The organism is Ruegeria sp. P8, from assembly GCF_056534665.1.
In genome coordinates this window covers 1-22,906 of the sequence record NZ_JBQERC010000027.1, presented here as the reverse complement: position 1 = coordinate 22,906, position 22,906 = coordinate 1, and the positions used below count along the sequence as shown (strand labels likewise).

General features: G+C 55.6%; 23 protein-coding genes. 14 read left to right on the top strand and 9 right to left on the bottom strand.

What is annotated here, in order from left to right; genetic code table 11:
• The first annotated feature begins 233 nt into the window (after nt 1-233).
• From ACR0BZ_RS18760 to ACR0BZ_RS18740, 5 genes are all read left to right on the top strand, one after another.
• A complete protein-coding gene (locus ACR0BZ_RS18760) occupies nt 234-575 on the top strand; it encodes a hypothetical protein (RefSeq protein ID WP_480920986.1) in 342 nt (113 codons plus the stop codon).
• A 95-nt stretch (nt 576-670) separates the two neighbouring features.
• Nucleotides 671-1,102, top strand: coding sequence for a c-type cytochrome (locus ACR0BZ_RS18755; protein ID WP_480483822.1), 432 nt, complete (start codon nt 671-673; stop codon nt 1,100-1,102).
• Between the two features lie 10 nt (nt 1,103-1,112).
• Nucleotides 1,113-1,454 carry a copper resistance CopC family protein gene (locus tag ACR0BZ_RS18750; protein WP_480920985.1) on the top strand — a complete coding sequence of 114 codons (342 nt, stop codon included), beginning with the start codon at nt 1,113-1,115 and terminating at the stop codon, nt 1,452-1,454.
• A 2-nt stretch (nt 1,455-1,456) separates the two neighbouring features.
• Nucleotides 1,457-2,323 (top strand): copper resistance D family protein, encoded by an 867-nt coding sequence (locus ACR0BZ_RS18745; protein ID WP_480920984.1) that lies wholly within the window; start codon nt 1,457-1,459, stop codon nt 2,321-2,323.
• Between the two features lie 11 nt (nt 2,324-2,334).
• The gene (locus tag ACR0BZ_RS18740) at nt 2,335-2,769 is read left to right on the top strand and encodes a c-type cytochrome (protein ID WP_480920983.1); all 435 of its coding nucleotides are present in this window, start codon (nt 2,335-2,337) and stop codon (nt 2,767-2,769) included.
• Between the two features lie 337 nt (nt 2,770-3,106).
• On the opposite strand, the gene ACR0BZ_RS18735 is transcribed toward ACR0BZ_RS18740, so the two are convergent.
• From ACR0BZ_RS18735 to ACR0BZ_RS18710, 6 genes are all read right to left on the bottom strand, one after another.
• Nucleotides 3,107-3,766 (bottom strand): DUF2461 domain-containing protein, encoded by a 660-nt coding sequence (locus ACR0BZ_RS18735; RefSeq protein WP_480900339.1) that lies wholly within the window; start codon nt 3,764-3,766, stop codon nt 3,107-3,109.
• A 12-nt stretch (nt 3,767-3,778) separates the two neighbouring features.
• Nucleotides 3,779-4,123, bottom strand: a complete 345-nt coding sequence (locus ACR0BZ_RS18730) for a TfoX/Sxy family protein (RefSeq protein ID WP_480900337.1) — start codon at nt 4,121-4,123, stop codon at nt 3,779-3,781.
• Nucleotides 4,123-4,344: an MAPEG family protein gene (locus ACR0BZ_RS18725; RefSeq protein ID WP_480483828.1), complete on the bottom strand. Its 222-nt coding sequence runs from the start codon at nt 4,342-4,344 to the stop codon at nt 4,123-4,125. Before ACR0BZ_RS18725 ends, ACR0BZ_RS18730 begins: the two co-directional genes overlap by 1 nt.
• A gap of 24 nt (nt 4,345-4,368) precedes the next feature.
• Entirely contained in the window at nt 4,369-4,755 is a 387-nt protein-coding gene (locus tag ACR0BZ_RS18720; protein WP_480483829.1) for a VOC family protein, read from the bottom strand.
• A gap of 68 nt (nt 4,756-4,823) precedes the next feature.
• On the bottom strand, nt 4,824-6,059 hold the full coding sequence (locus ACR0BZ_RS18715) for an RNA polymerase sigma factor (protein ID WP_480920982.1): 1,236 nt from the start codon (nt 6,057-6,059) through the stop codon (nt 4,824-4,826).
• A gap of 3 nt (nt 6,060-6,062) precedes the next feature.
• Nucleotides 6,063-6,434, bottom strand: coding sequence for a YciI family protein (locus tag ACR0BZ_RS18710; RefSeq protein WP_480483831.1), 372 nt, complete (start codon nt 6,432-6,434; stop codon nt 6,063-6,065).
• Between the two features lie 209 nt (nt 6,435-6,643).
• On the opposite strand from ACR0BZ_RS18710, the gene ACR0BZ_RS18705 reads away from it, so the two are divergent.
• A complete protein-coding gene (locus ACR0BZ_RS18705) occupies nt 6,644-8,884 on the top strand; it encodes an adenylate/guanylate cyclase domain-containing protein (RefSeq protein WP_480920981.1) in 2,241 nt (746 codons plus the stop codon).
• A 99-nt stretch (nt 8,885-8,983) separates the two neighbouring features.
• Here ACR0BZ_RS18705 and ACR0BZ_RS18700 read toward each other — a convergent pair whose 3' ends face one another.
• Nucleotides 8,984-9,889, bottom strand: a complete 906-nt coding sequence (locus ACR0BZ_RS18700; RefSeq protein WP_209598847.1) for a LysR substrate-binding domain-containing protein — start codon at nt 9,887-9,889, stop codon at nt 8,984-8,986.
• A 178-nt stretch (nt 9,890-10,067) separates the two neighbouring features.
• Here ACR0BZ_RS18700 and ugpB point away from each other — a divergent pair, with 178 nt between their 5' ends.
• The 5 genes from ugpB to ACR0BZ_RS18675 all read left to right on the top strand — a co-directional run bounded on the left by ugpB (nt 10,068) and on the right by ACR0BZ_RS18675 (nt 15,174).
• Nucleotides 10,068-11,378: a sn-glycerol-3-phosphate ABC transporter substrate-binding protein UgpB gene (ugpB, locus tag ACR0BZ_RS18695; RefSeq protein ID WP_480483833.1), complete on the top strand. Its 1,311-nt coding sequence runs from the start codon at nt 10,068-10,070 to the stop codon at nt 11,376-11,378.
• 63 nt (nt 11,379-11,441) lie between these two features.
• Nucleotides 11,442-12,323 (top strand): sn-glycerol-3-phosphate ABC transporter permease UgpA, encoded by an 882-nt coding sequence (gene ugpA, locus ACR0BZ_RS18690; protein WP_209505975.1) that lies wholly within the window; start codon nt 11,442-11,444, stop codon nt 12,321-12,323.
• 20 nt (nt 12,324-12,343) lie between these two features.
• Entirely contained in the window at nt 12,344-13,180 is an 837-nt protein-coding gene (gene ugpE / locus ACR0BZ_RS18685) for a sn-glycerol-3-phosphate ABC transporter permease UgpE (protein ID WP_209506351.1), read from the top strand.
• Between the two features lie 3 nt (nt 13,181-13,183).
• The gene (ugpC, locus tag ACR0BZ_RS18680) at nt 13,184-14,239 is read left to right on the top strand and encodes a sn-glycerol-3-phosphate ABC transporter ATP-binding protein UgpC (protein ID WP_480559568.1); all 1,056 of its coding nucleotides are present in this window, start codon (nt 13,184-13,186) and stop codon (nt 14,237-14,239) included.
• A complete protein-coding gene (locus ACR0BZ_RS18675) occupies nt 14,239-15,174 on the top strand; it encodes a glycerophosphodiester phosphodiesterase family protein (RefSeq protein ID WP_480920980.1) in 936 nt (311 codons plus the stop codon). The genes ugpC and ACR0BZ_RS18675 overlap by 1 nt, the downstream gene beginning before the upstream one ends.
• 73 nt (nt 15,175-15,247) lie before the next feature.
• Here the strand turns inward: ACR0BZ_RS18675 and ACR0BZ_RS18670 are convergent, their stop codons facing one another.
• The gene (locus ACR0BZ_RS18670; protein WP_267365576.1) at nt 15,248-16,933 is read right to left on the bottom strand and encodes a tryptophan halogenase family protein; all 1,686 of its coding nucleotides are present in this window, start codon (nt 16,931-16,933) and stop codon (nt 15,248-15,250) included.
• Nucleotides 16,934-17,006: 73 nt separating this feature from the next.
• Nucleotides 17,007-18,524 (bottom strand): malonate--CoA ligase, encoded by a 1,518-nt coding sequence (locus tag ACR0BZ_RS18665; protein ID WP_480920979.1) that lies wholly within the window; start codon nt 18,522-18,524, stop codon nt 17,007-17,009.
• 280 nt (nt 18,525-18,804) lie between these two features.
• On the opposite strand from ACR0BZ_RS18665, the gene ACR0BZ_RS18660 reads away from it, so the two are divergent.
• From ACR0BZ_RS18660 to ACR0BZ_RS18650, 3 genes are read left to right on the top strand one after another with little or no spacing between them, the layout of a single operon-like run.
• Nucleotides 18,805-20,331 carry a DUF4153 domain-containing protein gene (locus tag ACR0BZ_RS18660; protein ID WP_480920978.1) on the top strand — a complete coding sequence of 509 codons (1,527 nt, stop codon included), beginning with the start codon at nt 18,805-18,807 and terminating at the stop codon, nt 20,329-20,331.
• Between the two features lie 13 nt (nt 20,332-20,344).
• Nucleotides 20,345-21,037, top strand: a complete 693-nt coding sequence (locus tag ACR0BZ_RS18655; protein ID WP_480920977.1) for a response regulator — start codon at nt 20,345-20,347, stop codon at nt 21,035-21,037.
• Nucleotides 21,022-22,554, top strand: a complete 1,533-nt coding sequence (locus tag ACR0BZ_RS18650) for a sensor histidine kinase (protein ID WP_480920976.1) — start codon at nt 21,022-21,024, stop codon at nt 22,552-22,554. Before ACR0BZ_RS18655 ends, ACR0BZ_RS18650 begins: the two co-directional genes overlap by 16 nt.
• Nucleotides 22,555-22,906: the final 352 nt, after the last annotated feature.

Below are 22,906 nucleotides of genomic sequence, written 5' to 3'. Positions count from 1 at the left end.
GGAATTCGTCCGTCCGTTTCAGTCCCATAGTTCGTCTCCTTTGTTGCAATAAATGCTATCAAAGGAGCGGCATCAAACCGCGACACGTCCACGCTGCTTGAGAAAAAGGGGGAGCTTCAATCAATTGCCCAAACTAAAGTTGGTCGTTATCCGAAAAACCAAAGGCCTAGCGTTGTCATACGTATTCTCGTGCAGTAGCGTCCTGAACCATGGTCATCCGACGATACTCAATTGTGCTACTAGTCAGCGTTCTGGTCACCCTGACCGGTTTTGGCACCGTTGTTCATGCGCTATCAGATGGCTGCATCGGCCTTCACTGTGAAAGCCACATGCAATCAACGGAACACGCTTCCGTGGCGAATAATAGCATCGATAAATCGACCCTACACAGCCACCATGACCCGGACAGTTCAGGAACCAGCGAGTGTAATCCCTCTATCTGCCAAGCCATTGTTTTGCTCGCCCAGAACGGAGAAGCCGCGCAGGATCAACGTGAAATTGATCCAGAGTTTCAGATTGGAACTCAAGCCAAGCCGATTGAACCGGATAACCCATACAAGCCCCCTGACCTTTGAAGCAGCGTAAATCCTTGCGAACATCTGCGACCTGCGCGTGCCGCTGTTCGCAGTGAATCGCAGCACTACCAGCTTCCAAAAGTCAGGATCAACTCATGAGAAAAAGTCTCTTATTCATCGGCGCAGGCACCGTCGCAGCCGTCGCCGCTTTCATAACCCTTCGGCCCGGCCCAATCGAAGAGGCCACATCGCCAGAGACAGGCACAGGCGGCGCCATAGTCGCAATTCAGATGCCGCCAATCGAGGGCAACGCAGTAATCGGTCAGCGTGTCTTTGATGTCTCTTGCGCTGCTTGCCACGGCGTCAATGCGGTCGGTGTAGAAGGCGCGGGACCGCCTCTGATCCACAAGATATACGAGCCCAGCCACCACGCTGACGAAGCCTTTCAGAGGGCGGTTTCACAAGGTGTAAGAAGCCATCATTGGCAGTTTGGTGACATGCCGCCGGTCGAGGGATTGACGCGAGGTGACGTTGCCATGGTGATCGCGTACATTCGTGAAATTCAACGTGCCAACGGAATAAATTGAGGACAGGACCATGAAAAAGATCGTAACTCTCGTAATCATGGCTGCTATTCCCAGCGGGGTACTGGCGCATTCCAAGGCCGAAGAAACGACACCTGCCAATGGGGCGACTGTAACCTCTGTGCCCGCTGAAATTGGCCTCGGCTTCACCAAGGACATCCGGCTGACGCGGATAGAGATGGCCCATGAAGAACACTCGGCAGTAAGCCTAGATTTGGGGGACCAGACAAGTTTTAGTCAGGAGTTCACGATCCCACTGCCGGGCAATGGAACCGGCACCTATGTCATCGAGTGGCGTGGTTTAGGTAAAGACGGCCATGCGATGCAGGGCGAGTTTTCCTTTTCCGTGGAATGAGCATGCCAGACATTTGGGGAGTTGTCGCAATCCTCGCAAAGCTGGTGCTCTACATCGGCTTTGCTGGGTCCACCGGGCTTGTCGCCGTTAAGTGCCTTTATTCCGAACTAGTCGCGCCGGTAAGCCTTGCGATGAAGCGCCAAGCCTTGGTCTTGGCGTGGCTTTCCCTCGCAGCAACGGTATTTGGTTTCATGCTCCGAGGAGCCGCCTTAACAGGCGGAGTTGACGGCATGGTCGATCCAGAGATGCTTGGCTTGCTTTGGCAGACCTCCGTAGGCGACGTACTTGCTTATCGCCTTTCAGGCGCAGTTTTGATCCTTGTGGGACTGTCTGTTCCTCGCTTTGGTCTATGGATCGCGCTGTTGGGTGGCACATTGGCCATGTGGTCCTTTGCACAGATCGGACATGTACCGGAACTGGAGAGTGTTGGCGTCCAACTGTTGCTGCTGTTGCACCTGCTGTGTGTGGCCTTTTGGGTGGGTATATTTGACCCGCTGCGGAGTATGGCTCTCATGCCTGGACACCTGACAGATGCAGCAGCGTTAGGGCACAGGTTTGGACAGGCTGCTGCACTAATTGTGCCAACGCTAGTCGCGGCGGGTCTGTGGATGGCTTGGTTGCTTGTCGGCAATCTCCAAGGGCTCTTGTTCACTGGCTACGGGCAGGCGCTGATGATCAAGGTGTTTCTTGTGGCACTGCTGTTGATCCTCGCCGCTGCCAACAAGCTCCGATTTGTTCCGGCCATGCAAAGTGGAGAGGCAATAGCAGCGCAACGCCTCGCCCGATCCATCGAGGTTGAGGCAATAATCGTATTAGTGGTGCTGGCGACGACGGCAACACTCACGAGCGTACTAACGCTTCCGAGTTAAGGTAGGTAGAGATGAACAAACACCTTTGCGCACTGGCTATATGCAGCATTGGTACGAGCCTTGCTGCAGATCATGAGTTGATAGATAGAGACCTAGCGAATGGGCAGGAACTCTACGCAGTGCACTGTGCCTCATGCCATGGAGTGAATCTGGAAGGACAACCTGACTGGCAAACACCCAACGATGACGGGGTGTTGCCCGCGCCACCACATGACGTGACAGGGCACACTTGGCACCACGACAACCAGCTACTGTTCGAGTACACCAGACTAGGTGGGGCAGACGCATTGGCAGCACGCGGCATTAAAGACTTCAACATTGGTATGCCGGGTTTCGAGGGCACGCTGACTAACGAAGATATTTTGGACGTGTTGGGTTACATACGCTCCACATGGCCCGACGATGTTCAGCAAATGCAGGCCAGCCGCAACCTTCCCCACCAGTAAAAGACAGCTGGCCTCGTAAAGGTTTGGACGTACACAGTACACCGTAGCGGGTTGTGCAACATCAAGTGTGACTTAAAGAGAAGCCACAGTGCAAACAAGAAATCTACAATAGTATTTACGATCAGTGTATCAGGCGTTCGGCGGCGTTTCCCGCAGGCTCCACCATATCCAAACAAAAAAACAGAGGGCAAACACTGGAGCGGCGTGGCACACAGGTGCGACCCAAAATGAAGCTGCATACTTATCTCTCACTTTTCAGACACAGCGTTGAACGATTAAGGTCGGCACCTTGGCGATATCCATCGAGCCTATGTTCCCGGCATATGGAAAGATGGGGTTACTCGACCCGAGAAAGCAGCAGAAAAACAGGTAAGAGGTCGTCGAACAATTCTATAGTTCTTTCAATGAGGTTTGGTTCGATTGCAAAGGCGGGATTTCCCAGATCCATCCAGACGGTAAAGCCTTTGCGGCGCAATGCTTCATCATTTGGATGATCTTTGTCAAAACCGGAGGGAACACGTTTCAATTCAGGATCCCCGACCCGGAATCCACGCTTTCGCATCTCAGCGGCAAGCTGTATCATCTCTGCCCCTTTGGGGCCTGCCATCTCTGTTCGAAAGGCATCCAACGCTTCCTTTTCGTACTGAAACACCCCGCAGCCAAGCGCCAGATCATCGGGTGAGAGCCCAAAGAACCACATCGGTGGCTGATCCGCATTCCCGTCAGGGATAAACGCAATATGCAGGTGTGCGTTGTAAGGTGTTTTGTCCTTGGAAAATCGGACATCCCGATGAATCCGAAAAATCTTGCTGCTGTGGTTCTGGCCAGTCAGATCAAGCAATGCATCCGCCATGTTATCCGCGAAGTGCCTGCTGGCCTCCTTCAAATGGGTCTCGTAAATTGCTTTGTTGGCTGCAAACCATTCCTTCGTGTTATTGGCCCGCAAGTGCCTGAGAAAACCAAGCGCTGCGGGTGAGAAACTGTCAAATTTGGCCATTGATTTCTCCGTTCAGTCTTTCGCGGGAAGGGCTGCGGCGTGTTCGAGACAAAGGTGTAACCAGCGCAGCAAAGCGGCGTCATCGCAATCACTCTCATCCACGCGGATAAAACCACCCAGTTTGCGTGCACCGTGAATCACTTCCTGAGCCGCAGGGTCCGCCAGCGCAATGCTTTCGTTGTCCTTGCCCACCCGGAACATGAAACGGCCCAGCCCGTCGTTATGCCGCCGCGCCCCGCACAGCATGTTGCCGTTCAAGAAAAAGCAATTGCCACCCATCATGCGCTTTTCTGAAATGCCCACATGCGCGGCCAAAGCGTCACGAATGCGTGCGTTGAGGGTTTCATCCACCGGCATCAGCTGGATGCCTCAGGCTGCCGGTGGATCGACGGCGTGAACGAAACATATTCGACGAAGTTTCCATGTGACCGCATTACGCGCAAGAGCCTGTTGCCCCCATCCCATAACGGATGGATACCCGCCCTGGACCGACGCAGGCCAAAAGCAGTCGCCAGTGGAACGGTTACCCAGACCAATACCGCCGCAATAACCTGCACGATGTGCGAATATTGTTCCATCTGCGCCCTCCTTTCAGGCAGTTCTCAGGGTCTCATGCTTTCATAAGTGATCAATGCAAAGCGGGCACCTTGCGGGTCGTTCAGCGTGGCCATGCGCCCGACACCCGGCATATCCATCGCGGGTTGAAGAACTGTGGCGCCTTTGGCTTCGGCCTTTGCAACACTCGCATCCACGTCGGCCACTGTGAAGAAGATCGTCCAGCTTCCACGCTCTTCCGGCATTGGTGAAAAGCCTCCGATAGCGGTCTCGCCCACAACTGCGGCCGAATAACTTGACCCATCCTGCATCGGCATATCGCTGATCGTCCAGCCCAGCACATCCTGATAAAAGGATTTGGCCTTGCTCTGATCCGGCCCAGAATGCCCGATCCATCCTGAATTTCCGACAGCCGTCATCTCAAGTATACTCATGGGTACCTCCGTTGGTTACGCCCGCCACATACGGGTCTGACCCAAGGACGTATGAGGAGTGTGTTTTCCTACAGGCCCTCCAATTCTTTTTGACTGATTTTGATTTTTTCGTTGATCACGTCGCACTCCAACGCGGTGGGAGAAAGCGCCAACACGGTTTCAAAGGCGGAAATGGCGTCTTTATGATCCCCCGCTTCTTGCAAAAGGCCACCTCGCATCGCGTGAAACCAACGATAGTTGGACAGCTCCTGTGACAGCGGATTCATTGCCTTCAAAGCATATTGTGGACCGTGTAGCTTGGCCTGTGCGGCAATCTGGTTGAGCCGGATCACAGGTGTCGGCTGCAATGCGTAAAGGGCGGCGTAGTGGCTTTCGATTAACGCCCAGTTGGTTTCTTCGGACGAGGTTGAACAGGCATGTGCCTGAGCGATTGCAGCCTGGATGATATAGACCCCGCGGTGGCCAATCCGCTGGGCTTTTTGCAACAGCGATGTAGCCTCAGCGATATTCGAGCGATCCCAAAGATCGCGGTTCTGATCGTCGAGTGCGACGAGCTTGCCTTCGGTGTCAATCCGGGCCTGGCGCCGGGCGTGTTGAAACAACAATAGCGCCAGCAATGCGGCCTGCTCGCCCATTGCAGGGAACAATGCGACAAGAAGGCGGGCAAGCCGGATCGCTTCTTTGCATAGCGTGAGCTTGATTTGCTGCGGCCCGGCCGAGGTCGACCACCCTTCGCTGAACATCAGATAAACCATTGTCGAGACTTCACCCAACCGGGCTTGCCTTTCAGCCGGGCTCGGCGTTTCAAAGGCGACCGGGTTATTTGCTATTTTCTTTTTGGCGCGGGTAATGCGCTGTTCCATGGTCTTGGACTTGACCAGAAATCCGCTGGCGATCTCATCGACGCTCAGCCCCGCGACCACCCGCAAGGCGATGGCGATCTGATCCCGCCGATCCAGTTCCGGGTGACAACAGATGAACAGCAAGCGCAGGACATCATCCCGCATCTCATCAGGGTCGGGTGTTTCCGCCGGCATCGGTTGAAACTCCTCTGCGTGGCGCGACAGGATTGCCGCGCGCCGCCGGGATTTGCGTATATCGTCCAGACCCGAATTCCGGGCCGTGGCCAGAAGCCATGCCAATGGATCACGAGGCGCCCCGTCCTGGGGCCAAACCGCCAAGGCTTTCAGGCAGGCGTCGGCAAAGGCCTCCTCTGCGGTGTCCAAATCCCGAAAAGCCCGCGTCAGGGCAGCAATGGCGCGCGGGCGTTGTTCAGCAAATGTGGCCTCCAGCCAGACTGACATGATCTATTCCGACGATATGGCACCCCCGGCCCAGGCCACAGGCCGAACTTCCAGCCGCGCGACCGGTGAAGAGATCAGTTTTGCATGTTCCAACGCTTCTTCAAGATCTTTGAAATCAGCGGCGTAAAACCCAAGGAAGTTTTCCTTGGTCTCGGAAAACGGGCCATCGGTGATCAGGGGGGCAGCACCTTCGGACGCCGCCGGTTCGACCATTACCGCTGACGTTGGCGGCATCAGTTTTATCGACACAAACTCTCCGCGTTCCGACAAAACCGCTTGCAGGGCGCGATGGCCTGACATCACTTCGTCCTGGCGATCTTTCGGCAATGCCTCGAACACGCCCGGTTCCCCATAAATTGTGATTGCGTAGATCATTTTCGCCTCCATGCGTTGGTCGCATTGTGCAAGGACGCGCGACGCCATGCAAATCCGACAACACGCAGAGCCGACAGATTGCCCAGACCGCTTTTGTCTGAAAACCCAGCAGTCCGGGCTTCCATTGCCATCCAGATAACAGGTCGGTGGATTTCAAAAACCGGAGCAAAACCGGCACCTTGAAAACCGGTTCCCAGAAAAATGGCTAAATGGTAGGCTGCGAGACTATGGAAAGCCGGCCAAATCGTCGATTAGCAGCCATCTTAGCCGCCGATATCGCAGGCTATTCAAGATTGGTTGGCTTGGATGAAGAAGGCACCATCGACAAGCTGCGCCGGATCCGCGCTGAAGTTATCGAGCCCTTGATCGCCGGGTATTCAGGGCGCATTGCGAACACAGCCGGTGATAGTTTTCTGATCGAATTCCCCAGCGCAGTCGATGCGGTTCGCGCGGCAGTCGAGATACAGGCCGAACTGTCGAAAAGAAACTCGGATACCGAACCTGATCGCGCAATCGTTTTTCGGATCGGTTTGAATGTTGGCGATGTCGTTTCAAACGCCGACGACATCTTGGGTGATGGTGTCAACGTGGCCGCACGGCTTGAGGCGCTGGCAGAACCTGGGGGGATTATCGCCTCGCAGGCGATTGTCGGATACGCGCGCAACAAGGTGCCCTTCGCCTTTACGCCAATTGGCCCGCAATCCGTCAAAAATATCGCGGACCCCATTGAGGCGTTCCGCGTCGAAACAGATGCGTTGACCCCGGCGGTAAAGCAAAAAACGAAGAAAGCGCCGCGTTTAATGAAGCTAGCTGCAATCCTGATCGTGTTGGGCGCGACCGGGTATATCGGGACAAAGACATGGGAAAAGGGTCAGTTGCGCGCTTCTGAAGCACAGATGGCTTACCCTCTGCCGGACCTGCCCTCGATCGCCGTGCTTCCCTTGACGAATTTCACCAGCGACGCGTCCAACAAGATGTTGATAGATGGCGTTTCCGAGGATCTGATAACGGACTTGTCCCGCATATCAGGGTTATTTGTCATCGCCGGAAACACATCCTTTGCATTTCAGGACCGCGACATTGATGTGGCAGGTTTTGCCGAGAAACTGGGCGTTCGCTATGTCGTTGATGGAAGCCTTAGACGCAGCCGAGAGGGTTTTCGGGTCAACATCCGCCTGACGGACACGTTGAACGGCAGATTGATCTGGGCGGAACGTTTCGACGGTGAAATCGATGAGATCTTCGACCTGCAAAACAACATTGTACTGGCGATTGCGCGCGAGTTGGATGTCCCGCTCGACACGCAAAGCCGGATTGCTATCGAAAGCATAGAGACTGAAAAGATTGAGGCGCGCGAAGCGTTCCAGCGCGGATGGGCGCTTTATTCACGCTTCAATGAACAGGACAATCTGGCCGCAATTCCGCATTTTGAGCGGGCTGTCGAGCTGGACCCGAATTATGCGCGCGCCTGGGCGATGTTAGCTATGGTACATTTGCGACCGCACATCTTCCACCACTGGTCAGGCTTTGCGAATGCTGAAGAACAGATGCATATCGGGCTGTTCTATAAATACTACCGTGAACTGACGCATCAGGACACCTCGCTTATCCACGTCATCAGGGCAATTGTCGCTCTCAACCTTCCGGACTGGGACAGCGCCGAGGGTGTAAGTCGGGGAACAGAAGAAGCGAGACAAGAAGCCGCGAAAGCCATTGCCCTGCAACCAAGCGACCCCGAAGCGCATGTGACAATGGGATGGGCCTTGATCGCGGGTGGCGAGCCAGAAGAAGGGCTGGCATTTGTACAGGCTGCAATGCGCCTCGACCCGGAATACCCCAGCCACTACGCGCTATTTCAAGGTGCTGCGCTGTTTGCGATGAATGATCTGAAAGGTGCAGAGGCCGTTATTAGGTCCGAGCTGGACCGAAACCCGCAGGCAGTTGAGTTGATGCCATTTGCAGCGTCGGTTCTGGCCTTGAATGGCGATCGAAGCAGCGCGCGTGCAATGATCGAACAATGGCAGAATGGAAAAAACGAGAAGGTTCTGGGCGAAGCGGTGCGCGATTACTTCTTTATCGTGCGATGGATCGGCGAGCATCAGCATTTGAACAATCGCTTGAAAAACGGCCTTCAATTGGCCGCGCTTCCGCCGAGCACGACAGTTGCGAGCCTCAAAGCTGATCTGATGCGCGGAGATGCCAAGGAACAACGTGACGCGGCTCAGTCTTTGGCGCTCTTTGGAGCTGACGCAGCCCCAGCCGTTCCGGAACTGATCATGCTGTTGGGCAGCCCTTCGGTTTTTGTCAGAAAAGAAGCCGCCAACGCATTGGGTGAAATCGGCGGGAAAGCATTCCCCGCTTTGCCTGCATTGGAAGCAGCCGCAGACGGGTCTTTGTCGGGTAGATTTGCCGCCCGAGCCATTGAACAGATACGCGGAGCCTCACAATAACGACGACTTTGGGCGTATTCGATCCCTTGGCTCCTGCTTTTTCTGGAGAGTGTTGGCTGAAAACGCGGGCAGGTATCCTTCGTCCCGGTGACCACAGCCTCACGCAAGTGTTCTGAACGCATTCAGACTTTCGCTGAAATGCTCGATGAACTCCAGTGTTATCAAAGACGGCTGCTTCAGAACCGGGCGTACCAGCGAAAGTGTATGCGGCAAAAACGGCTTGAATGGCCTGTAGCTTAGCCCCCGGTCTGTGTAATGGACAGCGTCCAGTTCGCTGACGATTGAGACACCAACGCCTTTTATCGCCAATTCACATGCCGCCGTGAATTGCCGGACTTCGATATGAGAGTTGAGTGTAACATTGGCCTGCTGAAATGCCTTCGAAAGCCGTCCGAAAAAGTCGCTGTCGCGCCGCGTATGTATGATGTTCTCATCTGCAAGATCGGATGGCGTCACCTCCGAGAGGTTCTCAAGCGCGTGATTTTTCGGGAATACGCAAACCGTGCGCACATCGACATTTCTGCTTTCGACCCCCGGATGACCGTTGAAGCCATCGGTGATTCCAAAGTCATATTGTTCGCCAACCATCCATTCCAATATCCGTTCCGGCCTGTCCGGTTCGATCGTCATGGTGACACCTGGCCGGTCTTTCAGAAAACTTGCCACAACATCCGGCAGATGGCTGGTGGCGAAACCGGGCAGGCAGGCGACGCGGATATGCCCGGCTTTACGCTGCGTGATATTCTGACTCGCGTCCGATATCTGCTTCATCAATTCCAGGACACGGTCCACGCTGGGTTGCAGATAGCGAACTTCCTGGGTTGGCACCAATCGCCCTTTGCGGCGATCAAAAAGTTGAAATCCAAACGATTTTTCAAGATCCGACAGCAACCTGCTGACAGCTGGTTGGCTCACCCCCAAATCGGCGGCCGCTGCTGTGACCGAACCATTGGTGGTCACCGCCATGAGTGCTTCCAATTGCCGAATTCTCAAAGTTTGTCTCATTGCAGACCCAGTTCCGCTTTTTTATTCACACTGTATAACATTGTATTATGTTTTTTGCCAATAAGTAGGGCTTGAATTATATTTCTGTAACGGTAACGTCGTGAAATCGTCATGTGTGTCGAATACGCGTTGCAGTCGGTACTCAACGAAGCATCAAACCTGATGCATGGGAGGAATCATGAAAAAGAATTTGCTTGGCGCTCTTGCCGTTACAACTGCCTTGTCCCCCTTGGCGGCAATGGCACAAACCGAAGTTCAATTCTGGCATGCCTTTACCGGCCGCCTTGGCGAACTTGTCAAAGCGCAGGTTGAAGAATTCAACGCCGGTCAGGATGAGTTTGTCGTGGTCGAAAGCCACAAGGGCAACTATTCAGAAACCCTGAACGCTGGCATTGCCGCTTTCCGTGCTGGCGAACAGCCACACATCCTGATGGTTTTCGAGGTTGGCACCGCAACGATGATGTCAGCAAAAGGCGCGATCAAGCCGGTCTACGAAGTCATGGCTGAAAGTGGCGCGTCTTTTGATCCCGATGCCTATATCGGCGCGGTGAAGGGTTACTACACCACCACCGACGGTGATATGTTGTCGCTGCCGTTCAACTCGTCCACGCCGGTCTTGTGGGTCAACCGCGACGCCATGCAGGCGGCAGGTGTTGATCCTGATACTGACCTGTCAACTTGGGAAAAAGTCGGCGATGTGCTGGAGCAACTCAAAGCCGGAGGCGAGGACTGCCCGCTGGTGACGGCATGGCAAAGCTGGATTCACCTGGAAAACCTGTCAGCCTATCACAACGTTCCGTTTGCATCGCAGGACAATGGTTTTGCCGGTCTGGACACAGAACTGATGCTGAACGGCCCGGTACAGGTCGCGCACCTGAGCGCCATGGGTGACTGGGCCAAGGATGGGAAATTCATCTATACCGGTCGCAGAAATGAAGGCGGCGCAAACTTCAGGGCCGGAGAATGTGCCTTGTTCACCGAAAGCTCGGCCGGGTATGCCGGGATCAAAGCCGAGGCCGAGTTCGACTTTGATGTGCGCCCGCTGCCGTATTGGGAAGCGGTCACAAGCGAGCCTCAAAACACCATCATCGGCGGTGCATCCCTATGGGTGATGGAAGGTCATGATCCCGAAGAATACAAAGGCGTTGGCGAGTTCCTTAGCTTCTTGTCCTCGTCCGACGTTCAGGCGGCATGGCACCAGAATACCGGCTATCTTCCGATTACCGCAGAAGCCGGTGAAGCGACTCGTGCGGCCGGTTTCTATGATGAAAACCCGGGCACCGATATCGCTGTGATCCAGATGACCGCGAAAGAGCCGACAGCAAATTCGAAAGGTCTGCGTCTGGGATCGTTCGATCAAATTCGCGGTATAATCGATGAGGAACTTGAGGCCATCTGGGCCGGTGAGAAAACTGCCCAGGAAGCCATGGACAGCGCAAAAGAACGCGGTGACGCGCTTCTGCGCAGGTTCGAATCGGCGAATCAATAAACCTCTGAAATCCGGTGCGGGCTCGGCAGAGCCCGCATCCACTTTTCCCGGCGGGTCATCAGGATGGAAAAACGCGTCACATTCCGCGGCTGGCTGTTGCCATTGGCGCTGATCGCCCCACAGGTCGTCATTTCTGCCGTATTCTTCTTTTATCCCGCTGCACAAGCTGTGTGGCAGTCGCTGTTCATCCCAGATCCGTTCGGGTTGTCGTCCAAGTTCGTCGGTCTGGGCAATTTTGAATTTCTGCTAAGCGACAAGTTTTATCGCGCATCCTTTGTAACCACGGCCGTGTTTTCGACGCTTGTTACGCTCTGCTCCATGATCCCGGCCCTGTTTCTGGCAGTCATTGCAGATCGGCTGATCAAAGGATCCGGAGCTTATCGGACGCTGCTGATTTGGCCTTATGCAGTCGCACCGGCGGTTGCTGGTGTGCTATGGCTGTTCATGTTCAACACGCGCGTCGGTGTCGTGTCGTGGTATCTTGGACAGCTGGGCTATGACTGGAACCACGTCTTGAATGGCACCGAGGCGATGGGGCTTGTGGTCGTCGCTTCGGCCTGGGGGCGCATCAGTTATAACTTTTTGTTCTTCTTCGCCGCACTCCAGTCGGTTCCGCGGTCGGTCATCGAGGCCGCAGCGATCGATGGCGCACGGTTCTGGCGCAGGTTTTTCACGATTGTCCTGCCGTTGCTGTCACCGACAGCGTTTTTCCTGCTTGTAGTGAATGTGGTCTATGCGTTCTTTGAAACTTTCGGCGTAATCCACACAATCACCGGTGGCGGTCCGCAGCAGGCCACGACCATTCTGGTTTACAAAGTCTTTTCAGACGGGTTCGTCGGTCAGGATCTGGGCTCGTCTTCGGCGCAATCGGTCATTTTGCTGATTGTCGTCGGCCTTCTGACCGTCATTCAGTTCAAGTACGTGGAAAAGAGGGTGCATTACTGATGGCAGCCCAACAGCACGGAATGGTCGAAAAGCGCGGAGCGGGTATCTGGCTGACACATGCCCTGATGATCCTTGGCGTCCTGGTCATCTTCTTTCCGATTTGGCTGGCATTTGTCGCCTCAACCGTTACCCAGCCGGAAGTTGTATCACCACCCATGCCGCTTTTGCCGGGTGATCAGTTCTGGGAGAACTACAAGGCAGCCCTGTTTTCCGGCGTGAATGTCCCCGTCGCAACGATGCTGTTCAACAGCCTTGTAATGGCCATCGGGATTGCAGTGGGCAAGATCATCATTTCACTGCTTTCGGCATTTGCAATCGTCTATTTCCGCTTTCCCGGTCGAACAACGTTCTTTTGGCTGATCTTCCTGACCCTTATGTTGCCGGTCGAAGTGCGCATCGTTCCGACATTTGAGGTCGTGGCCGGGTTCGGCATGCTCAACAGCTACTACGGGCTGATCTTTCCGCTGATCGCCTCGGCCACGGCGACCTTCCTGTTCCGTCAGTTCTTTCTGACAATCCCGGACGAGCTTGCCGAAGCTGCGCGTGTGGATGGTGCCCGGCCTATGCGGTTTTTCATCGATATCGTCGTACCGATGAGCCGGACAAACATCGCGGCACTGTTCGTCATCCTGTTTATTTATGGGTGGAACCAGTATCTGTGGCCGCTGCTTATCACCACCGACCCTGAAATGAATACCATTGTGATGGGCATCAAGCAGATGTTCCCGTCTGGCGATGATGTGGCTGATTGGCCGGTCATCATGGCGACCTCCATTCTGGCGATGATCCCGCCGGTCATCGTGGTGGTGTCGATGCAAAAGCTTTTTGTCCGCGGCCTTGTCGATAGCGAGAAATAGAAAATGGCAACAGTAACCCTGGAGAATGTCAAAAAGAGCTTTGGCCCGACAGATGTCATACATGGCATCGACATCCACATCGAAGATGGCGAGTTTATTGTCATCGTCGGCCCTTCGGGCTGCGGAAAATCCACGCTGTTGCGGATGGTGGCAGGGCTTGAGACCGTGACCGCGGGTGAAATCCGGATTGGTGCGGAACGGGCCAACGAAAAAGAGCCGATGGATCGCGACATTGCCATGGTGTTCCAGAACTATGCGCTCTACCCGCATATGTCGGTCCGGCAGAACATGGGTTATGGCCTTAAGATCGCAGGGTTGCCCAAGGCTCAGATCGATCAAAAAGTGACTGAGGCGGCAAGGCTGTTGCAGCTTGAACCATTGCTCGACCGCAAACCCAGACAATTGTCAGGCGGCCAACGTCAGAGGGTGGCTATGGGGCGCGCGATTGTCCGTGAACCTGCGGTGTTCCTGTTTGACGAGCCACTTTCGAACCTGGACGCAAAGCTTCGCGTGCAGATGCGGCTTGAGATTCGTGAACTACAGGAAAAACTGGGGATCACCTCGCTTTATGTAACCCACGATCAGGTTGAAGCCATGACAATGGCCGACAGGATGATCGTCATGAACGGCGGTATCGCCGAACAGGTTGGCACACCGCTAGAGGTATACGAAACGCCAAGAACCCTGTTTGCAGCACAGTTCATCGGCAGCCCCGCGATGAATGTCTTTGACGCCCAACGCGAAAACGGAACCGTCATGATTGGTGGGGTCGCGGTTGGTTCGTCGCAGGGCCCTGATACTGCCTTCAAGCTGGGGGTACGACCCGAGCATCTATTGCTGGACGACAATGGCCCGATTGAGGCTACGATTCAGATGGCAGAGCCACTGGGGGCAAACACGCTGTTGCACGGTCAACTGACCGGCTTGGGCGATCCGATCACGATCAGCCTTCCTGGTGTGCACCCGATCGAAGGCCGACATCCGAACATGCGGTTTTCTGTGTCCTCAGACCATATGCATATGTTTGACCGATCCACCGGTGAAAGGCTGGAAGGCTGATGGCATTCCCTCAGGTCGAGGCTTTCCGGGGGGGCGACAACCTGATCCGCATCGTAGGCCACCGGGGTGCGCGAGGCGTATTGCCTGAAAACAGCATGATTGGTTTTGACTTTTCGCTGTCCATTGGCGTGCCGCTTCTGGAGTTTGATGTTGTCCTCACGGCTGACGACATCCCCGTCATAACCCATAATCACCGGCTGCACGCCCCCAGTTTTCGCGATGCTGACGGTCAGTTTTTGACCGGGGAAGAGCCGAAGGTTTCAACCCTGACATTCGAGCAGATTCAGAAGTTCGATGTCGGGCGGTTGGATGGGAATTCTGCCTATGGTCAGCGTTTTCCTGATCAGGCACAAATGGATGGCGTTCGCGTTCCAAGGCTGCTTGACCTGCTGGATCTGGTGAGTGACCCCCAACATAGCGATGCCTGTCTGATGCTCGAGCTGAAGTCGGACCCCGATTTGGCCCATGACGCGCGCTACAGAGAGAAGTTTGTCCGTCTTGTCCTGCAAGAGGTCCGTTCCAGGGCCCTGTCGTCGCGCGCCGTTCTGCACAGTTTCGACTGGAATCTGTTGGAAGAATGTCAGCGGCAAGCGCCTGATATGCCATCTTCTTATCTGACCCAACTTCCCGAAAACGCCGAGGATGTAGGGGAGGATTCTTCAAAAGCAGTCTGCCCGGATTTTCGAGGCCGCAAAGGCGATATTCCGCTATTGGTCAAGCAAGCGGGCGGCTCACTGTGGTGCCCGTATTATGCAGATGTAACTGCCGAAAACGTCGAACTGGCCAAGGATTTGGGCCTTTGCGTTGCGGTTTGGACGGTCAATGACCCTGTAGACATTGCCAAGATGATCGACCTGCGTGTGGATGCCATTGTTTCTGATTATCCGGGTCGGGTGCAAAGGCACTTGTCTGACCGGGGTATGAGCTGGCGTTAAACCGCCCTGAAGGCCGGGGCTGAATGCCTCGTCCTTCAGTTTCTTAAATTTCCTTCGTAAGGGCAGAGAACCGCTAGAACAGTTGCAAATCCTTCGCGCCGCTTTGGATTTCAGCAAAGTTCGGCATGTTCTGGATCGTAACAGGTGCGGGTTTCGTGCCCGGCATCGCAACCGTCGGTTTCGCCACGTTCGCCATCCCAAAGACCGGTTTTTCCAGCTCACCCCGGATATCGCGCAGCAGCGTTTTATGATCCGGCATCACTTTGACTATCTGCGCAAGATCCTCTTTCGCACGCTGCATGCCCTGGAACCAGATCACTTTCTTCAACGGTCGCAAACGATCTCGGATGCCGGTACCGTAACCCGTATCATAGACCTGTTTACCCAACAGAACCGTTTGATAAACACGATGGTCAAACAGCGTGGCAAATTCCACATCGTGATCCATCGGCAGACGGTGCTGCCACAGCTCCAGATTCTCGGCCAGCCGATCCGGTATCTTCATCTCTGTCCGCGCGTCGATCCAATAGGGATCATCCTTTCGGTTGCCCAATCGGTAGTGCAGGCAGATGAATTCCAGAACCTCGTTATAAAGCTTGTCCATCTGCCGGTTGTATCTTGCCCGCAGTGACGGTGCGACGTCGCGCGTCGGCAAGTGTTCTGCAAACCAGCGCACTGCGTGGTCAATCATGTGGATCGCGGTACTTTCCAACGGCTCGATAAACCCGCCGGACAGACCAATTGCCACACAATTCTTGACCCAGGCATTGCGCACGCGCCCGACGCGCATCGGGATGATCCGCGGTGTCAAACCCTTGCCGCTGTCACCCAGCCATTCAAGATATTCGTCGGCCGCCTGATCATCCGTTCGATGCGCCGAGGAGAACACATAGCCTGTACCCACACGATTGTAGAGCGGCACCCGCCACGTCCACCCCGCGCCCAGCGCGGTCGACCGCGTGAGGCTTTCGATTTTATTGGGATTGCGGTGTTCAACCTGCAACGCCATGGCGCGGTCATTGGGCAGATAGTCCGAATAATCCAAAAACGGCTCGCCCAGTGCCTGATTGATGATCAGGCCGCGGAACCCGGTGCAATCGATGACCATTTCAATGTCATGACGGCCCGCGCGCTCAAGCATCAGATGGCTGACGTTGCCTTGTTCATCCAGCTCGACCTTCTGTACCTCGTCCTGAATATGCTCGACACCGCGCTTGGTGCAGACCGTGGTTAGCATGCCCGCAAACTTCACGGCATCCAGATGATAGGCATAGCCAAAACGCTGTTCAAACTCGGGCTGACCCAGCTGCCGCGCGCCTTTGCACAGACGGCCCAGATGATCGTGGGGCGAAATGGACTGTGTAAAGTCCCTCTCTCCATTGCCAAAGCGCAGGAAATACTCGGCGGCGTCCAACCCTTCCAGCATCTGGCCATGGGCAAAGGGGTTCACGTAATCGATGCGTTTTCCTTTGGGGTCCTTGTTCCAGTTGCAGAACTTCACGCCCAGCTTGAATGACGCGTTCGTTTCGCGGAAAAAATCCCGTTCGGAAATGCCCGCCTGACGGAGCGTGACCGGCATGCGTGGCACCGTAGCCTCACCCACACCCACGGTCGAAATGTTGGGGCTTTCGATCAGGCAGATATGTGGTCGGTCTTTTGTTGCTGAAGTGCGTGAAAACACCATGTCCAGGATCAACGCGGTCATCCAGCCTGCCGTGCCGCCACCTACGATGGTGATTTTGCGCAAACGATTGTTCATATTCTTCTGTCCCCATTGGTTTTGAGGACTATATCAAGTTTCCGACGCTTATCTAGGCTCTGCCATTATGTGCTTATGACCCAGCTTTGAACATATCCCTGTACTGGTCGCGCAAAATGTTCTTTTGGACTTTTCCCATCGTATTGCGGGGCAATTCATCCAGTTGAATAAGCATTCGGGGATGCTTGAACCGCGCCAGGCTGTCGCGCACTGCGCCCATGATCGCGTCGAGATCCGGAGATTGCCCGGATTCGGCAACAATCAGGCCCAGCACGGTTTCACCGAAGTCGGGATGCGGCACGCCGATCACTGCACTCTCGAGAACACCGGGCTGGCCGTCCAGAACCAATTCAATTTCCTTGGGGTAGATATTGTAGCCACCCGAAATGATCAGGTCCTTGTTGCGCCCGACGATATGGATGTAGCCATCTTCGTCGATACGTCCGAGATCACCGGTGATAAAGAACCCGTTTTCGCGCAGCTCGGCAGCCGTCTTTTCCGGCATCTGCCAATATCCCTTGAACACGTTCGGGCCACGCACTTCGATCTCGCCGATTTCACCCTGCGGCAAAGGGTTGCCGTCTGCATCGCATATCTTCAGTTCGACCCCCGGCAAGGGAAACCCAACCGTGCCCGCGCGACGTTCGCCGTCATAGGGGTTCGAGGTGTTCATATTGGTTTCAGTCATGCCATAGCGTTCTAGGATACGATGCCCGGTACGCTCCTGGAATTGTGCATGGGTATCCGCCAGCAATGGGGCCGAACCCGAAACGAACAGGCGCATGTGTTCGGTCAGCTCGCTGGTAAAACGCGCGTCGGCCAGCAGGCGCGTATAGAAGGTCGGAACGCCCATCATCGACGTGGCTCCGGGCATTCTGTTAATGATCTGATCCGGGTCGAATTTTGGCAGCCAGATCATGCTTCCGCCGACAGCCAGAATGATATTGGTGGCCACAAACAGCCCATGCGTGTGAAAGATCGGCAGCGCGTGCAACAGAACGTCTTCCGACGTGAACCGCCACTCTTTGACCAGTGTCCGTGCATTGGACAACAGGTTGTTCTGGGTCAGCATCGCGCCCTTTGAACGTCCGGTGGTGCCCGACGTATAAAGAAACGCCGCCAGATCCTCACCATCCCGATCCACAGTCGCAAAGCTGTCTGGCATTGCTGCCGCCAGATCCATCAGCGAGCCCGAGCCATCCGCATTCAGCGTTTCCACCCTGCCCCCGAAACGCGCGGCAATCGGGGTCAGTTGGTCTTTGCTTCGGCCGTCGCAGACAACAAGTGACGCGCCGCTGTTTTCGATGAAATACGTCAGTTCGTCCACGGTATAGGCGGTGTTCAGCGGCAGGAAAACCAGACCGGCCTGCGCGCATGCTGCGTATAGCGCCAGCGCCTCAGGCGATTTATCGACCTGAGCCGCAACCCGGTCCCCGGGTTTTAGGCCCAGTTGCGTGGCCACATGGGCGATCCGGGCGGCTGTGCTCAGAAAGTTTTGATAGGTGACGGTCGTCCCGTCTGTCAGGTGCAGGAAAGCCGTATCTTTGTCGGCGTGAATGCCAAACAGATCATCATAGAGAGGGTTAGCCATGTTCGATCCTCCGTTTCCCCAGCCATAACGGCGAACCGCTTCTCAGGGGAAGGTTCAACTGTGTCACACTGCGCTTTTGCTTGCAGTTCAATGTCTGGACACGTCGCATTTATTGCGCGGCGCGCGTTGCAGCTCGGAAATCGTGGTTGGTAATGCCTTTCACCGCCTCTGCACATTTTCTGCACGAAAGCCCCATGAAGGCTGCGGATACGTCGCGCCAAAGGTGCAAGCGCCGCAGGCAATCTGCCGGGAAAGGAAACCTGCAAGCAGGAGACAGGACATGAGGCAGGAACTGACAATTCGCGGCGTGCCGGACAGCATCGTACTGGACGCGTGGTGGCTGGGAAAGATGGACGAAGCCCCCCGATGGGGAGGCAACAGACGACAGCAAAGTGGTTCTCTGATGTCCACGCTGAAAATGCGCCATGCGATCCCACTTCTTGCATCGCTGGTTGCACTTGCAGATTGGCTGTTTTGGGAACAGCCGCTAGGCATTTCTGTCTCAGTCTTCGCGCTGGTCTTGTCCGCCGCGATCATGGCGATGAAGCCCCGGCGGGCGACTGCATCGGAATGGCTCATAGCCGCCGCATTTGCCTTGTTCACCAACCTGCCGGTGGCCATCGATTTGCAGCTTCTATCATTATTGTTCAGCCTCGCTGGTTTAGTCAGTCTGGCCACCTGGGCGCTATTCGGTCAGGCTGTAAACGAACGTCTGCTGCTGCGAACCGCCCTGCGACTGCCTTCCATCGGTGCGACGTTTTTGCTGCGCGACACATGTCGCACCGCGGTGGCCGCCGATCTTGGGTCCGACAGCCGCCGCCACGCAGCATCGCTGGCCTTGCCCCTGCTATTGGGTGCGGTCTTCCTTGCGTTGCTGGCCGCCGCCAATCCGGTGCTGGAAGACCTTCTGGCCGAGCTGGACCCAAGTCTTCTGTTCGAAGGGTACTTCTGGCTGCGACTTCTGTTCTGGAGCGTGATGGCCTCGCTGCTGTGGCCGTTCCTAAACCTCAGCGATCCATGGCTGGGCGGCATTGCCCGCCCCGCCACCATGCCAAAGACAGGCCCAAGCCGGGCCGCATTTCTGATCAATCCAATCTCGGTGCGCAATTCGCTGTTACTGTTCAACCTGTTGTTCCTTGTACAAACCGTGATGGACCTTGGTATCCTGACCGGGGGTGTATCCCTGCCTCAAGGGATGAGCTATGCCGCTTATGCCCATCGGGGTGCTTATCCGCTGGTGGTTACGGCCCTGTTGGCGGGCGTATTCACTCTGGTCACTCACAGCATGATCGGTGCGGACCGGACGTTGCGCATTCTGATCTACACGTGGTTGGCGCAGAACGTGTTCCTGGTGATGACAGCTGCTATCAGGCTGCATCATTACGTCGACGCCTATGCGCTTACCTATTTGCGGGTGGCCGCCTTTATCTGGATGGCACTGGTTCTCACCGGATTGCTGCTGACCGTGGTGCAAATCCATCGCGGCTTCGATACAATCTGGCTTCTGCGGCGTTGTTTTGCAGCGCTTCTGGTAGTCTTGTATACCTGCAACTTTGTGAATTTCGCATCAGTCATTGCCAGCTATAATCTGAGCCACGGCAGCGCTCTGATGCAACAGGACACTGGTTACATATGCAGCCTTGGTGCTGATGCTTACCCAGCAATCCGTGATCATGAAACCAGAACCGGACAGCAAGTCTGTGACGCGTGGATGCGATATGATCTGAAAAAGGATGCAATCACCAACTGGCGCGAATGGGGCTTTCGGAGATGGCGGATACAAGCCTATTATCGGCAGCAGAGTTGAAGGACCCCATTTGATGCCTGCACGCATTCTTGTTGTCGACGATGATCCGGATATCCTTGAGGTAACAAGGTTCGCGATTGAAAAGGCAGGCTATGCGCCACTTCTGGCCAGCGACGGCCTGACCGCGCTTGATACAAACCGTCAGGAAAGCCCCGATCTGATCGTGCTGGATATCGGGCTGCCCGAAAAGGATGGTCTGGAAGTATGCAGGGAAATCCGCAAATCCTCGGACGTGCCGATCCTGTTCCTGACCGCCCGCGATGACGAGGTCGACCGTATCGTCGGGCTGGAGCTGGGCGCCGATGATTATCTGACGAAACCCTTTTCCCCACGCGAATTGGTGGCCCGGATCAAGGCCATTCTGAAACGCAGCGCTCCGACACCTGCCCAGCCCGACCCGGTGCTGTCGCAAGGCAGCCTGCTCCTGGATGCAGAGCGGCACCTGTGCAGGTTCGCGTCAACCCCTGTGACGCTGACCGGATCGGAATTTCGGCTGCTGGCAACTCTGATGGCCCGTCCCGACCGCGTTCTGTCAAGGGCGCAGCTGATCGATGCGCTTTACGGCTACAACATCCACGTCTCGGACCGCACCATTGACAGCCATATACGCAATGTCCGTGCCAAACTGGCCCAGGCCGGCTGTGCCGAAGGGATCGTGACCATTCACGGTGTCGGCCTCAGGATGGGCGCATGCACGCCCGGCTGAACCGCAAATGGCGCCCCAGATTGTGGACCATCGTTCTGCTGGTGCTGGGCATTGTCCTGTGCCTTCCCTTTGCCGGGCTGATCCTGTTCCGTTTTTACGACAGTCAACTGGTGCAACAGACCGAAGAAAGCCTGCTGACACAGGCTGCGGTCATGTCAGCAGCGTATGCCGAGCTTTATGCAGATGCAGCCGGAATCAAGCCACCCCGCCCGAGTGCAATCTCAACCGAGCACGCGGTGTTCCCATCGCTGTCGGTCAATCGCGAAACGGTTCTGCCGCCGCGCCCGGACGCGCGACCGGCAACCGTCCGACCCGGTTCGGTTTATCAGGCCATCGCCGCCCCGCTAAGCCGCATCGCCAACGCCGCACAGGCGCAAACCCTTGCGGGTTACCGGATGCTGGACCTCGATGGGAACGTGTTTGCCGGTACTGCGGAAATCGGCCAAAAGCTGGGCCATGTTGACGAGGTTCGCGAGGCCCTTTCAGGGAAAACCGTCTCAGTCGCGCGCACCCGCGTGCGCGAGGATGCAACGCCTGCACTTTATACCCTCAGCCGCGGTGCCCGCGTGCGCGTTTTCGTGGCGATGCCAGTGTTCGTGGATCAGACCCTTATCGGGGCGGTTTACCTGAGCCGTACCCCGAACCATATTTTCCGCTTTCTGTACGGCGAACGTTTCAACCTTGCCAAAGCCGCGGCATTTGTTGCTTTGTCCACGGCGCTAATCGGGTACGTGTTCTGGCGGTTCATCACCCGGCCGATCCACCTGTTGATCCAGCGCAGCCAGATGGCGGGCCATGGTGGTCAGGCATGGGAACCACCAGACCAACTTGGCACGCGGGAAATTGCGGATCTGAGCCAGAGTTTTCAATCGCTGACGGAACGCTTGCAGGACAAGCAGGACGGATTGAAAACGTACACCGCCCATGTCACCCACGAGCTGAAGTCACCCCTTACCGCCTTGAAAGGCGCGGCAGAGCTGCTGCGCGACGATGATTTGTCACCAGCGCAGAAACACCGCCTGCTGGACACTGTAGAAAAGGGCGGAAAGCGGATGGAGGATCTGCTGGCCAACATGCGCGCCTTCAGTCTGGCCGATCAGAGCGCCATTAACGGTACATGCTGTCTGAACGACATCACTGAACAGGTCGTCCAGACTTTCCCCGCGCTTGCGATCAAGACTGAGAACGATCACCTGCCCTTGCCCGTCGCGGCACCCACCCTGCACATCATATTGACACATATGCTCGAGAACGCTCAGCAACACGGCGCGCAGAATGCCGTGCTGACAGCCTATCAAAACGACGGTGTCGTCTGTCTAAGAATTGCGGATAATGGCCCCGGTATCAGTGAAGGGAACAAGGACAAGATTTTGCAGCCCTTCTTTACAACAAAAAGAGAGGCCGGTGGCACGGGTATGGGCCTGAATATTGTCAAAGCGACCATGGAAGCAATTGGTGGGCAACTCAGTGTTGTGCCAAGCAACCAAGGCGCTTGTTTTCTTCTGATTTTTAATTAATCGGGCGCGCAAGCCGCCTGTAAAAGGGGCAACATTCGCTGTTCAGAAGCTCGGAGGTTCTGTCTATCGAACCGCAGTCGCAGACTATTGCGCTTAGCCGCCATTCGCTCTGACACCGCTGCGCGTTTTGGCACATCAATGTCCGAGTGGCGTCAACTTTGCTAAGGATTAGTTCGGGTTGATCACCAAAAGTGAGACAGGTCCGACGCTTTCCAAATGGCCCTTTCCGAGCGCCGCCGCCAGCATATTGTTCAGGTTGTGTGAGCCTCCCCAACTGAACTGGTCCACCGCTATGTTTAGGAAACGGAGGACCACGAATGGCAAACAAGCGACCGAAGCCCGAAGAGATTGT